12 protein-coding genes and 1 pseudogene are annotated in these 12,501 nt (G+C 58.4%); 10 read left to right on the top strand and 3 right to left on the bottom strand.

All coding sequences use genetic code 11. From position 1 onward, the window contains the following. Positions 1–9: 9 nt before the first annotated feature. Positions 10–175 (bottom strand): annotated as a pseudogene (locus tag ACZ9DP_RS00415) (Re/Si-specific NAD(P)(+) transhydrogenase subunit alpha); the annotation flags it as partial. Between the two features lie 183 nt (positions 176–358). On the opposite strand from ACZ9DP_RS00415, the gene ACZ9DP_RS00420 reads away from it, so the two are divergent. Continuing rightward, a complete protein-coding gene (locus tag ACZ9DP_RS00420; RefSeq protein WP_037155973.1) occupies positions 359–1,132 on the top strand; it encodes a DeoR/GlpR family DNA-binding transcription regulator in 774 nt (257 codons plus the stop codon). Between the two features lie 110 nt (positions 1,133–1,242). On the opposite strand, the gene ACZ9DP_RS00425 is transcribed toward ACZ9DP_RS00420, so the two are convergent. Both ACZ9DP_RS00425 and ACZ9DP_RS00430 read right to left on the bottom strand, forming a co-directional pair. Then, positions 1,243–1,944, bottom strand: coding sequence for a RibD family protein (locus tag ACZ9DP_RS00425; protein ID WP_028003124.1), 702 nt, complete (start codon positions 1,942–1,944; stop codon positions 1,243–1,245). A gap of 31 nt (positions 1,945–1,975) precedes the next feature. Further along, positions 1,976–2,827: an SDR family NAD(P)-dependent oxidoreductase gene (locus tag ACZ9DP_RS00430; protein WP_168318588.1), complete on the bottom strand. Its 852-nt coding sequence runs from the start codon at positions 2,825–2,827 to the stop codon at positions 1,976–1,978. A 446-nt stretch (positions 2,828–3,273) separates the two neighbouring features. Here ACZ9DP_RS00430 and ACZ9DP_RS00435 point away from each other — a divergent pair, with 446 nt between their 5' ends. The 9 genes from ACZ9DP_RS00435 to ACZ9DP_RS00475 all read left to right on the top strand — a co-directional run bounded on the left by ACZ9DP_RS00435 (position 3,274) and on the right by ACZ9DP_RS00475 (position 12,493). After that, entirely contained in the window at positions 3,274–4,056 is a 783-nt protein-coding gene (locus tag ACZ9DP_RS00435) for an SDR family NAD(P)-dependent oxidoreductase (protein WP_476199675.1), read from the top strand. Positions 4,057–4,067: 11 nt separating this feature from the next. Continuing rightward, positions 4,068–4,811, top strand: a complete 744-nt coding sequence (locus ACZ9DP_RS00440) for an SDR family oxidoreductase (protein ID WP_476199677.1) — start codon at positions 4,068–4,070, stop codon at positions 4,809–4,811. A gap of 352 nt (positions 4,812–5,163) precedes the next feature. Further along, positions 5,164–6,069, top strand: coding sequence for a LysR family transcriptional regulator (locus tag ACZ9DP_RS00445; RefSeq protein WP_476199678.1), 906 nt, complete (start codon positions 5,164–5,166; stop codon positions 6,067–6,069). Positions 6,070–6,384: 315 nt separating this feature from the next. Further along, complete coding sequence (locus ACZ9DP_RS00450; RefSeq protein ID WP_476199679.1) at positions 6,385–7,887, top strand: aminoacyl-histidine dipeptidase; 1,503 nt, start codon at positions 6,385–6,387, stop codon at positions 7,885–7,887. A 9-nt stretch (positions 7,888–7,896) separates the two neighbouring features. Beyond that, positions 7,897–8,364 carry a cupin domain-containing protein gene (locus ACZ9DP_RS00455; protein WP_004129736.1) on the top strand — a complete coding sequence of 156 codons (468 nt, stop codon included), beginning with the start codon at positions 7,897–7,899 and terminating at the stop codon, positions 8,362–8,364. Beyond that, a complete protein-coding gene (locus ACZ9DP_RS00460; protein ID WP_004129732.1) occupies positions 8,364–8,768 on the top strand; it encodes a cupin domain-containing protein in 405 nt (134 codons plus the stop codon). Before ACZ9DP_RS00455 ends, ACZ9DP_RS00460 begins: the two co-directional genes overlap by 1 nt. A 92-nt stretch (positions 8,769–8,860) precedes the next feature. Continuing rightward, on the top strand, positions 8,861–9,931 hold the full coding sequence (locus ACZ9DP_RS00465; protein ID WP_476199680.1) for a sugar ABC transporter substrate-binding protein: 1,071 nt from the start codon (positions 8,861–8,863) through the stop codon (positions 9,929–9,931). Between the two features lie 59 nt (positions 9,932–9,990). After that, complete coding sequence (locus tag ACZ9DP_RS00470; protein ID WP_476199681.1) at positions 9,991–11,526, top strand: sugar ABC transporter ATP-binding protein; 1,536 nt, start codon at positions 9,991–9,993, stop codon at positions 11,524–11,526. Further along, positions 11,519–12,493: an ABC transporter permease gene (locus tag ACZ9DP_RS00475; protein WP_040140044.1), complete on the top strand. Its 975-nt coding sequence runs from the start codon at positions 11,519–11,521 to the stop codon at positions 12,491–12,493. Before ACZ9DP_RS00470 ends, ACZ9DP_RS00475 begins: the two co-directional genes overlap by 8 nt. Positions 12,494–12,501: the final 8 nt, after the last annotated feature.

The following is a 12,501-nucleotide window of genomic DNA, read 5'->3' on the forward strand; positions in this document are numbered from 1 at the left end:
TTTTCCAAACACCTTGCCCGCTGCGGTGATCTGCCCGGTGAAGAAGCCCTATATTCGCGCCCGCTTTGATGACGACCCGGTAGCCCGCGATGTTGACCATGGAGGACAAGGCCTCCATCTTTCGTGCGCGGCTGACGCGCGGGACCATCTCCATGGCGATGACATTTGCGCTTGAACCCCCAAAACATCCTGTTTCGTTAGAAAATGAGCGCCTTCGGCCGTGTCCCATTATGCCAGCAGCGTCAGTGGCGTTGTCGAATAGAGCAAGACAAACTAACGAAAAATGATGTTTGCATGTGATTTGTAGCGGCGGATCTTGATGTTAAAGGATCGGATTAGTGCGCCGGAGGACTAAAATATGAAGAGAGATGATCGGAGGCAGGCCATTATGGACCTGTTGGTCGCGCAGAGGGTGGTGGATCTCGACGACCTATCTGATCGGTTCGCTGTATCCAAGATGACCATCCACCGGGATCTGGATGATCTTGAGCAGGCAGGGATGCTTCGCAAGGTCCGTGGCGGGGCAACGATCGAGGCAGGAGGCCATTTCGAAAGCGATTTCCGGTTTCGCCAGCAGCAGGAGGGCGAGGCCAAGCGCCGGATGGCCGAGGCCGCCCTTGAACTCGTCGAGCCCGGCATGACGGTGATGGTCAACGACGGATCTATGGCGTCGGTGCTCGGGGAATTGCTGCCACAGAGGAGGCCGCTGACGGTGATCACCAACAATGCGGCGGTCATCGATCGGCTCAAGACGGAATCAGGGATCAACCTGATTGCGGTCGGTGGACGCTATTCGATGAAGTTCAATGGTTTTTTCGGCGTCGTCGCCGAACAGGCACTGTCGCGTCTCAGCGCCGACATCGCCTTTATCTCAACGCCGGCAGTTTCTGGATTGCGCGTCTACCATATGGATGATGACGTTGTCCGCTCGAAGCGAGCGATGATTGCAAGCGCCGCGCGTCGCTGCCTGCTCTTAAACCATAAGCGCTTCAATCATACCGCTCTTCATGTCCTGGCCACCATTGACGAGTTCGAAGTTATCATCACCGATCAGGAACCGTCAGTCGACGTCCGCGCGGCTTTGGAAGGAGCCAATGTGCCACTTCGAGTGGCATCGCAGGAGAGCAAGTGAATATCGCCAACAATCCTTCGGATAGATGCCGCGCAAGGCGGCACCTGTCCATCTCAAGCTGGGCCCTCCGATTGGGGGATCCCTTCTACAGTCTTCTCCTAGGACGTCTCCTACGGACGTCCAACGCGATATCTCAGATGGACGGAGCCGAGGCCAGCGGCTTCGGCGCTGATAAACGTGAGCCTCGCCCCGCCGGCAAGCCCATCCTCACCGCCCTCGAATATGGCCGGTGTATTCGACTTGCCTCCGATCGCAGGGAAGATGACTAGGCTGACCTCGTCAACAAGACCCGCATCCAAGAAATTGCCATTAGTTTGCGCCCCGCCTTCCAGCATCAAGCGCTTCACACCGAACTCGGTTCCGAGAACGTCGAGCGCGTTTTTCAGATCGACGCCATCTTTCTCCGATACGATATAGGAAACGCCAGCCTGGGTGAGGCCCGCCAGGTAAGCATCATCCACGTCAGATCCTGTCAGCACGACAAGGTGAGCCCCCTCAATGTCGTTCTTGTCCCAGCGTAGCCGACCGTCCTTATCAACGATAACAGCGAACTCGTCGGCATCCGGGTTGGCGATATGGATCGGTCGCGCGGCCGTGCCGGTTGTTTGATAGGGATGGTCGACGGCGTCCGCGAACTCTTCTCCCGTCGCTCTTCCCGAAAGCCAGGCGTCGGCGCCGATCTTCTCATGCAGGTCGTCATAGATCTTCACGAGCTCATCGACCGAATGGCCGGTTGCCTCGGCCCAATCATTGACGATCAATCGGCCATCGAGCGGCGACATCATGTGACAGATTACATAGGGTCTAGGCATTGGACTACGCTCCTCTACAAACATTCCACCGTCAGTGGCCTGCCTTCAACCAGGCTGCAAATTTATCCATCCAGTCGGGGTGCCAGCGTGAAAGCGCCGGCCGGTTCAGGATCATGTCGTCGGCCGCCCAGCGGATCCGTCTGGCATCGATCTCAGACGTGACCGCGTTATCAGGACAAATGATGTAAAAGTCCTCGTCGAGCAGACGGGCCAGGAAGTATTCGACCAGCTGCTCTGCGGTCCATGCCTCATCGGGCCTGGCAGCGCCCTTCGGCTTGAGTGCGATGTTCATGGGTGTCCACGTGTAGCCAGGGACGAGGAGATGAGCCGATACACGACCTCCCGTCTCCTTCAAAAGCTCGTGCGACAGCTGTTCGGTCAGCACCTTGACAGCTGCCTTTGCCACCGAATAGGCGGCATTGCCTGGAGGAGTTGTAATTCCTTCCTTGGAGCCGAGGTTGACGACCGCCGATGGTCGGGCTGCCTTGATCAGGTAGGGCACGAAGACGTGTTGTGCGGCTAGAACACCTCCGAAGTTTACATCGATCTGGCGTCGCCACTTTACAGGATCATCCCAGGGGCCGGCTCCTTGCGTAATGCCCGCGTTGTTTACAAGGATGGCCACGTCGCCAAACCGAGAGAGCGTTTCGTCCTGCAACCTCGTCAGTGTCGATAGATCCGAGACGTCGCCGCTCACAACCAGAGTGTCCGTATCGAGTGTCGAGGTAACATCATCAAGTGCGTGGGTGTCGAGATCCAACAATGCGAGCTTCATGCCGCGGGCCGCGAGAGCCCTCGCGATTGCCAAGCCGATGCCCTTTGCAGCTCCCGTGATGACCGCAACGCGGCCAGGAGCAACGATGCTGTTCATTCTCTCGCTCATCTTTGTCTTTCCCGTCATTGGACGTCACCGCTGGAAGGTGTGCCGGACACGCCGTCGCGGTGGATTTTCTCGGCCGACGGCACCAGCGCAAGAAGCGCACCAGCGCTATGCGGGCGCTTGTTTTGTCGGACCATATCTGCTGGCTGCGAACGACAGCTCATCCTCCTAACAACATAGGCCACTCCGCCACCACTTGAAGTGAGCTGGATCGCACGCACCGATGAGGGGTGTTCACTCTTGGGTGCCTTCGTGACGTCGGGAATGCCTCGTCAATTTGGCGCGGACGCGACCAAAAGGTCCCTCACTCCTGGTATCTGCCAGATCGGTGGTGATTTTTGCTCACCGCCCCGATCGATTTTGCTCATGTAACCAACCGGCTCCACGGGCATTAGGTCACCAGCGCCTCGAGGCGATCGTGGTGCTGATAAAACCAAAGGAGTGAAATCATGACTGGTAATAAACCACTCGCAATGGTCACGGGCGGCTCATCTGGAATAGGCTTCGAGCTTGCCAAACAATTCGCCAAGAATGGATTTGACGTCGCTATTTCAGGCTCAAGCGACAAGGTAAACGAGGCCGCCGATGCGCTACGAAGCCTTGACGCCGAAGCGTATCCGTTCAAAGCGGATGCCTCGACATACGATGGCGTTGAGGGGTTCTGGACTTTCACGCAGGGGCTGGGGCGCCCACTGGAAGCCGCGGCTCTGAACGTTGGTATCGGTATCGGCGGCGCCTTCGTCGATACCGATCTCGAGGATGAGTTTCGCCTGCTTGCAATCAATGTCACTGGGACCGTCCATATGGCCAAACGCGTCGTCCAACATATGGTCAAGAACCGCCGCGGCAGGATCCTCATCACCTCCTCGGTTTCGGCGACCCTGCCCACGCCATACGAAACCGTCTACGGCCCGTCGAAGGCATTCGGTTACATGTTCGCGGAATCTCTGCGCGAGGAGTTGCGCTCGACCGGGGTCACGGTGACGGCACTCCTTCCGGGCGCCACCAACAGCGACTTCCACGCGAACGCTGGGATGGGCGATACGAAGCTCGGTGGCCAGCAGAAAAACGACAAGACGCTCGTCGCCAAGCAGGGCTTCGAGGCCCTCATGAACGACATCGACCATGTCGTCGGCGGGGACCAGAAAACCAAGCGGCAGGTGTTGGAAAACCGGACAACCCCGGAGCCTGTTAAAGCCGCCCGGCAAGCCGAACTGACCCAACCGCAGTGAAGGAGCACATCATGGCACATCTGAAAGACAAGGTCGCAATCGTCACGGGAGCTTCCTCGGGCATTGGAGCAGCGACCGCCAGAGGATTGGCGGAAAAAGGTGCGCGCGTTGTCCTTGCCGGCCGCAATGAGGAACGCCTCAGTCAGATTGTCGAAGACATCGCCGGTTCGGGAGGTATTGCCAGCTACAAGGTTGCCGATGTCACGGATTTTGAGCGTACCAAGGCCCTCGTCGCATTCGCCACGACGACGTACGGCCCGGTCGACATATTAGTCAACAATGCGGGCCTCATGCTCTTTTCCTATTGGAAGGATGCCGCGGTCGGCGATTGGAACAAGATGATCGATACCAACCTGCGTGGCTATCTGCATGCGATTGCCGCCGTTCTGCCGTCGATGTTGGAGCGCCGGTCCGGCCGCATCCTGAATATGAGCTCTATCGCCGGCGTTCATGTCGGCGAGGCGGCAGGCGTTTACGGAGCCACGAAGTTCTTCATACGCGGTATCACCGAAAGCCTCAGAAAGGAGGTGGGCGTGGGAAGTGGGATCCAGGTGTCGATGATCAGCCCTGGCGTGATCGATACCGGCTGGGCCGATAAGGTTCATGACGAGACGGGCAGAAAGATCGCCGGAGAGCTCAACAAGCAGGGTATTCCGCCGTCGTCGGTGGGTGAAGCCGTGGTCTATGCCCTAGATCAGCCCCCGGAGATCACGATCAACGATATTGTCGTCCATCCAACCCGGCAGGACTGGTAGCCGGCGTTTTCGAAAGCTCAGAACTTGAACCTCCGGGACTGCCAGGCCGCCCGCGCGGAGGTGGTATCCGTTCCAACCGGTGCCGTTTCTCGTGGCTGTGGACAAGATGATCTTCATTGCATGACCATCTAATCCCGGAGGTTCTCATTATTCAGCGACCGGGCCCATCCCCCGTCGTCGCTCCCAGGATCCAACATGAATCAACTAAGATCAAATTTTTGACTGCTTCCGTGCCCATCACATACCAAAGACAGGGTTAGTTGAATAAGGATTGAAGACGCCAGCCGCCTGAAGCAAGGTCGGCGTCGGCAAGGACGATCTTATTCAGTACAAGTGCGAGTATCCATCACTCATGGTATCGACGCGGGCCGATCTGGCCGACCTTGAAACTTTCGTCGCGATCGCGCGGGCGGGGGGGTTCCGAAAGGCCGCCGCGCTTCGCGGCGTTTCCGGCTCCGCTCTCAGCCACTCGATTAGGGGTTTGGAGGCCCGTCTCGGCGTCCGTCTGTTTCATCGGACAAGCAGGAGCATCAGTCTCACCGCCGCCGGCGAAGTACTGCTTGCCGAACTGGAGCCGCGTTTCCTCGGCATCCAAGCTGCGATGGATCTCCTGGATAGTTTCAGGAGCGGGCCTACGGGCAGGGTGAGAGTGACCACGCTGCGTGACGCCGCCGAGCTGTTGATCGCACCTCGACTGCACAGTTTTCGCCGCAACTACCCCGATGTCGAGATCGAAGTCAGCGTCGAGGATCGCTTTATCGATATGGTCGCCGAAGGTTTTGACGCGGGCATCCGTTATGGGGGAACAGTTCCCGAGGGGATGATCGCGTCGCGTCTGACGTCCGAACTTGAATGGGTCGTGGTCGGTTCTCCAACCTATCTCAACGAACGAGGGCGGCCCGAGCGGCCGGAAGATCTCTTGACGCACGAGTGCATCCGGATCCGAACCGGTACGGACCACGTCTGCAAATGGGAACTTGGCGACGGCGATCGCATGGTTGCGCTTGACGTTCCCGGACTGCTCACGCTCGGGGATTCAGAACTATCCATCCGCATGGCGCAGGAGGGGGGCGGTCTCTTTTACTGCCTGCGCGCACGCGTCGAGGACAAACTCGCGGCTGGTCTGCTCGAAGTGGTGCTGCCGGACTGGGCGTCTACTGGGCCGGGTTTTCATGCATACTACGTTTCGCACCGACAGGTGCCGTTCGCGCTCCGGACGTTTCTCGACCACCTTAAGGCGCCGCTTCCGGACGATTGAAGGGACCTCGCGAGCCAGCTCCAAATTACGCAGATGCCTACATGGTATCCGAAACTCGTAGAGGTCTCGGCCTGCGCTTCAATGGATGCGTTAGCTTATACCATAACGAATTCAGATGAAAAAAGCTCATCTATTTTATGAAATATTGCGTTTGAAATAGGAGCTGAAAGCAGAGATGGTTCGATGCGTGGAGGGCATCTGAACCTGGATCGCCTTAGCGCGTAAGATGAGATGCAATACGGTTTACGAGGTCGCCGGACTATGTTCGGCGAGGGAAGAAGTATTGCGCAGATGCCGTATTAGGAGGAGGGCCGAATGAGTTTCCCCGCTGGAAAAACTGTAGATAAACGCGACAATTCTATTCTTGCTGGTCTCGAACCGGCGATCTTCTTTGGCTTTTTCGAAGAGCTAAGTGCGATCCCGCGCGGTTCTTACAACGAGAAGCAGGTCAGCGATCACATCGCCGATTTTGCCCGGGCACGCGGCTTCGAGGTTTACCAGGACGAGATCTACAATCTCCTCATCAAGAAGCCGGGCACACCCGGCTACGAAAACTCGCCGACCGTCATTCTTCACGGGCATACCGACATCGTCTGCGAGAGCGACGAGGGTGTTGACCACGACTTTGAGAACGAAGGCATCAAACTTCAGGTTATCGGCGATTTCATCCATGGGACGGGGACAACCCTTGGGGCGGACAACACCGTTGGTGTGGCTTTCGCAATGTCGTTGCTGGCATCCGACGATATCCCGCATCCGCCGCTTGAAGTCGTCCTGACGGTTCAAGAAGAAGTCGGCAAGGGCGGCGCACAACACTTCGACGGCACAAAGCTTAGCGGTAAGCGCCTTCTCGACATGAACTGGCACGATCCCAAGTCGCTTTTCGCAGGCTGCGCTGGCGATATTTCAGTGCGCTTCAAGATTCCGGTTCAGTGGGAACCGCGCGTTTCGGGGCAGGCCGCCCTTTCGCTGCGGATCTCCGGCCTGAGCAGCGGTCATTCCGAATTCGACATCCATCTTGAACGCGCTAACGCGATCGTCCAGCTCGGACGGCTGCTCCGGATTGCCATCCGGGATGCTGGGGCCAGCGTAGCCGAAGTCAAGGGTGGCGTGAACCGTTACGTTATCCCGGGTGAGGCAGAGGCGATCATTTCGATCGATGCCTCGCGGATTGACGATCTCAGACAGAGAATTGAAGCGGAAGCGGCTTCGATTGCGCGTGAGTACAAAGCAAGCGATCCCAACCTCAAGGTCACAGTCAGCGAGTCAGGGAGGCAGATTACTGAAGTCTTCTCGGCTCAGTCCGCCCGGGCGCTGGTCGATGCCCTGAACCTGCTTCCCAACGGCGTCCAGAGCAAAAGCCTTCAAGTCGAGGGCCTCGTCGAGAGCTCCAACACCGTCGCCTTGCTTTCAAGCGATGAAGAGGCCATCCAAATCGTCAATACGGTCCCAAGCGCCGTCAGCTCCCGTCGCTACAACATCGTCGACAAAATCCGGCAGCTGTCAGAACTCATCGGCAACGGCGCGAGCGTGGAGACATTCGCGGATTGCCCGGAATGGCCATACAATCCTCATTCGCGAATGCTCAACGCCGCCAAAGCCGCTTACGAGCGCGAGTTCGGCGAGCAGCCACATGTGGAAGTCTCTCACTCCAGTCTCGAGCTCGGCCTTTTTCGAAAGAAGGTTCCTGACATTGACATGCTGTCGATCGGACCGGAAGCGTTCGACGTCCACACCACGCGCGAGCGCCTCAACCACACGACAGTCGATCCGACCTGGCGGCTTCTCAAGTCGCTGCTCCGCGAACTCCGGACCTAAGGTACTAAAATGCCAAAACTGCCAAGCTACTTCGGCAATTTCCCACATCCGCCCAGCGAAAAGAAGCCGGTCCATCTGACGCGCGATAGCTACAAGATGTTCATCTATACGGGGACGAAGCCGTACTCGAGCGACCTCAACTACCTGCTCGCCAGCACGGACCAGCAGACCACTGGCATCTATCAGCTCGCGCCGGGAAGCAACTTCGACCCGGCCGACATTCACGCGGGTGACGAGGTGTACTATGTCCTCGAAGGTGTTGTGCATCTCCTAAACCCCGAAACCGGGCAGACAGAGGAACTCGGACCCGGTGACGCGGTGCTTATCCCCAAGGGCGCTCCGCATCGCGGCTATAACTTCAGCGACAAGGCTGCAGTTATCTTGTTTTGCATCGCACCGCGTATCTGGGACGAGAATGGCCCTCCGACCGGCTATGACGGGCCGACGCGCCTCTATAAGCACGAAGGGAGAGCGTGATGAGCCTTGAGAAACTCGGAGCCTATCCAGTAGACGGCGCTCAGGCGCGCAAGAGGGGCGACCTGGTGAAGGTCGCAAAAAGCGATCGTCTGAACATCGTCTCCGGCCGCGATCATCCCGTTCTCATCCAGTTCTGCGTCAGCAACGATTACATGCACGTCGGAGAGCTGACTATCCCTGTGGGTGGCGTTGGACCGCGCGCGAGCGAACCCGACAGCCATGGAGGGGACGCAGTCTTCTACGTTCTGCAAGGCCCCGCAACCTTCTATTTGGCGGATACCGACGAAACCTTTCACATCCGTGACGGCGAGTCTTTCTTCCTGCCCGGCGGCATCAGCTACCAGTGCCTAAACTACGGCTCCAACCCAATCCGGATGGTCTTCACGATCGCACCGGGACTGTAAGCCGAAGATTTGAATCTCAGATTGCCAAGCTTCGCCGCGGACCCGTTCCGCGGTTGGGAAAACTTTGTCTTGTCACCACCAGGGAGGATCATGTGACAATTTTCAGACGGACGTTAATCTTCGGTGCTGCTCTCGGGCTCACCGCTTCGCTTTCCTTCAGGCCAGCGCTTGCACAGCAGTTGGATTATTCGAAGGTGTTTCCTGGCATCTTGATGGACAAGGACATCAAGCCCACAGGCCAGGAAGTCAAACCCGCTAAGAAGGATAACCGCCCGCTCAAGGTCGGCTTCCTGCCGACGGCGATGGACACCTACTATCAGCGTGTTCTGGCTGGCGTGAAAGAAGAAATCGACAAGCGCGGTGGCGACGGCACTATCCAGCTTCTCGTGCAAGCTCCGAGCAGCCAGTCTGCCACGGACGACCAGATCAGGACCATGGAAGCCTGGATTAACGACGGTGTGGATGCGATCGCCGTTGCCTTATACAACGAAGGCGCGTTGCTGCCCTCCATCCGGCGCGCCACCGAGGCGGGCATTCCGATCTTCCTCTTCAATTCACCCGTCGCGGATAACCCATATTATGTCAGCGATATCGGCTACGACCAGAGTGACGGTGGTCGTGCGCAGGCGCAATGGCTGGTTGACACCTATGGCGACAAGGAAGTCAAGCTCGGGATCCTGGAGGGCCTGCCCGGTCCGCATACGAGCCAGCGCATGAAGGGTTTCAACGAGGTCATCTCGAAGCACCCCAACTTCAAAATCGTCGCTCAGCAGCCGGCTGGCTGGGTGCGTGCCCAAGGCTTGTCGGTGACTGAAAACATGTTCACCGCCAACCCCGATATCGAAGTCCTCGTCGCGCTCTACGACGAGATGGCCCTTGGCGGTCTGCAGGCTCTCAAGGCTAAGGGGCTGAACGGCAAGGTGGCAATCGTCGGCTACGAAAATATGAAGGAAGCCAACGACGCGATCCTCACCGGCGACTTTGCAGCAACGGTCGACACCGGGGCCAAGGAAGAAGGTCGCAACATCATTCGAGCGGTGGATGAGTTCGTGATGAAGGGCACCGCCCTGCCGAAGAAGATCTTCGTGGCGCCCAAAACCTACGATGCGAAGAACATCAAGACCTTCGATCAGAACGACTACGTCTACGTCCAGCAGAAGTAGATGTGACAGTACGCGGCCCCGCCTCGCGCGGGGCCGCCCACTCAACAAGGGCGACCTGAATGACAAACGCTCCGCTGCTCGAGATGAAAGGCATTGCCAAACGCTTCGGCAACACGAAGGCGCTTGATGGCATCGAGCTCGTACTCAATCCCGGCGAGGTTCTCGGCCTGGTCGGCGAGAACGGCGCAGGCAAGTCGACGCTCATGAAAATCCTCTCTGGTGCATATGCACGCGACGAAGGCACCATTTCTGTCAGAGGTAAGGTGGTCGATCTGAACAATCCCAAAGACGGGTCCAGGGCCGGCATCGCGATCATCTACCAGGAGCTGAGCCTGTTTCCGGACTTTGACGCCGCCGAAAACATATTCGCGGGCAGGGAGCTGCGCCACGGGCGTGCAAGTGCATCACCGCTTGACCATTCGGCCATGCGGGCAGCCGCCTCGCGTATCCTGAAGGGCGAGTTAGGCGTGGACGTACCTCTCGACAGGCCAGTTCGAGAGCTTAGCCTCTCGCACCGGCAGATGATCGAGATCGCCAAAGCCATTAGCAGCAACGCCGACATCATCATCATGGACGAGCCGACCGAAGCGCTCGAGGAGGTCGAACGCAAACAGCTGTTCGCCATCATCAAGAAGCTTCAGCAGGCCGGTAAAGCTCTCATATATGTGTCTCACCGGATCCAGGAACTCCTCGGCATCGTCAGCCGCGTGATGGTCTTGCGCGATGGCAGCGCGGTCGCAGACCTGCCCGTATCGGAGCTCGACGTAGACAAGGTCGTCAGTGCGATGATCGGCGGCTCTCTCGCAAAACAGTTTCCTCCCCGCGTCCCGGCAAGGTCCGAACCCTCGTTGGACGTTCGCGGTTTGACGAAAAGGGGTGCCTTCGAAGACATCACCTTCTCGGTAGCCCAGGGTGAAATCCTCGGCGTCACGGGTCTCGAAGGATCAGGCAAGAGCGCGCTCCTGCGGGCGATCTTCGGGCAGATCCCGCATGAGACCGGCTCGATTCTGATCGACGGAAAGCAAGCGGCGATTTCGGACCCGACGGACGCTATTCGTCAACACGTCGCCTTCTTGCCCGCCGAACGTAAAACCGAGGGGATTTTTCCACAACACAATGTCGGCTGGAACCTCTCTATCGCCAACCTTCGAACGCTCGGCAAAATCACGTTGATGCCGAAAAAGGAGCGCGAGATTGCCTCCGGCTACATCGCCAAGCTCGGCGTGAAATGCGACGGCCCCGGTGCCGACATCACATCGCTGAGCGGCGGTAACCAGCAAAAAGTCATGCTTGCTCGCTGGCTGCTCACCCGGCCAAAGGTGCTCATGCTTGAGGAGCCAACGCGTGGCGTCGACGTTCGTGCCAAGGCCGAGGTCTACACCCTCATCCAGGCTGCTGCGAAAGACGGCTGTGCTGTCATCGTGGTGTCCGCCGACAACGCGGAACTGCTTGGACTGTGTCACCGGGTCGCGGTCATGTTCGAAGGACGGATCTCGGCGGTCGTCGATGCGGCGACCTCCAAGGAAGAAACACTCGCTCTTCATTCGGTGAGGCCGCCGCAAGGCCATCATCTTCAGGGAGGTATCCATGGCTGATATTGCAGCTACACGCCCGCGCTCGCCCCTTACGCTCGCACGCAGCGGCGGCAATGCCGGCGTTTATCTGGCCTTCGTCGTTCTTCTGGTGGCGCTTGGCTTTGCCGCTCCGCGGTTTTTCACCTTTGGCAACTTGACTGACGTTCTTCGTCAGGCGGTCCCCATTGCCGTGATCGCGTTTGGAGCGACCTTTGTGATCGGGATGCGGGGCATCGACCTCTCCGTCGGTTCGACACTCGCGCTGAGCGGTCTTGTGACCGCAAACCTGATTGTGCTTGGTTATCCCGTTCCTCTGGCATGCGCAGGCGGGATTGCGGTCGGTGCGGTGATCGGACTGGTGAACGGAATCCTGATCACCAAGGTCGGGATCACGGACTTTATCGCCACAATGGCCATCATGGTCATCAGCCGCGGTATCGTAATGGTCTACACTCAGGGTATTCCGATCGTCGGAGCCTCCGACCCCGCCTTCCGAATGATCGGCCAGAGCTATGCCGGCGGTGTTCCTGTTCCGGTCATTCTGACCGCCATCGTCTTCGCGATCGCCTTCTACCTTCTCTATTACACGCGTTTCGGCCGTTTCGTTCTCTCGATCGGCAGCAATCCGGACGCTGCCCGGCTGGTCGGCATCCCCACGGACAAGGTCAAGATCGCCGTTTACGTGCTGGTCGGGGTCCTCTCGGCCTTCGCGGGCGTTCTGCTCACCTCGCGCCTTGAAGCCGCCATGCCTGAAGCCGGCCAGGGGTACGAGCTGGATGTCATAGCTGCCGTCGTAATCGGCGGAACGGGTTTGTCTGGCGGACGCGCCACTCTGTTTGGAACTGCCGTGGGTGCCGTTTTGATGGCGGTCGTCCGCAACGCGCTCAACCTGCTCAACGTGAACACCTTCTGGCACCAAGTCGTCATCGGCACGATCATCCTGATCGCCGTGGCAGCCGATCGTTTCAGTCGCCGTCAAAAGGCCTGAGGAGGCGA

It is taken from the genome of Rhizobium sp. USDA 4016 (genome assembly GCF_056279705.1).

Coding starts and splice junctions, on each gene's coding strand:
- ACZ9DP_RS00425 (WP_028003124.1), bottom strand. CDS start 1,944: ATGCCTAGACCCTATGTAATCTGTCACATGATGTCGCCGCTCGATGGC.
- ACZ9DP_RS00455 (WP_004129736.1), top strand. CDS start 7,897: ATGCCAAAACTGCCAAGCTACTTCGGCAATTTCCCACATCCGCCCAGC.
- ACZ9DP_RS00470 (WP_476199681.1), top strand. CDS start 9,991: ATGACAAACGCTCCGCTGCTCGAGATGAAAGGCATTGCCAAACGCTTC.
- ACZ9DP_RS00430 (WP_168318588.1), bottom strand. CDS start 2,827: ATGAGCGAGAGAATGAACAGCATCGTTGCTCCTGGCCGCGTTGCGGTC.
- ACZ9DP_RS00435 (WP_476199675.1), top strand. CDS start 3,274: ATGACTGGTAATAAACCACTCGCAATGGTCACGGGCGGCTCATCTGGA.
- ACZ9DP_RS00450 (WP_476199679.1), top strand. CDS start 6,385: ATGAGTTTCCCCGCTGGAAAAACTGTAGATAAACGCGACAATTCTATT.
- ACZ9DP_RS00445 (WP_476199678.1), top strand. CDS start 5,164: ATGGTATCGACGCGGGCCGATCTGGCCGACCTTGAAACTTTCGTCGCG.
- ACZ9DP_RS00475 (WP_040140044.1), top strand. CDS start 11,519: ATGGCTGATATTGCAGCTACACGCCCGCGCTCGCCCCTTACGCTCGCA.
- ACZ9DP_RS00420 (WP_037155973.1), top strand. CDS start 359: ATGAAGAGAGATGATCGGAGGCAGGCCATTATGGACCTGTTGGTCGCG.
- ACZ9DP_RS00460 (WP_004129732.1), top strand. CDS start 8,364: ATGAGCCTTGAGAAACTCGGAGCCTATCCAGTAGACGGCGCTCAGGCG.
- ACZ9DP_RS00440 (WP_476199677.1), top strand. CDS start 4,068: ATGGCACATCTGAAAGACAAGGTCGCAATCGTCACGGGAGCTTCCTCG.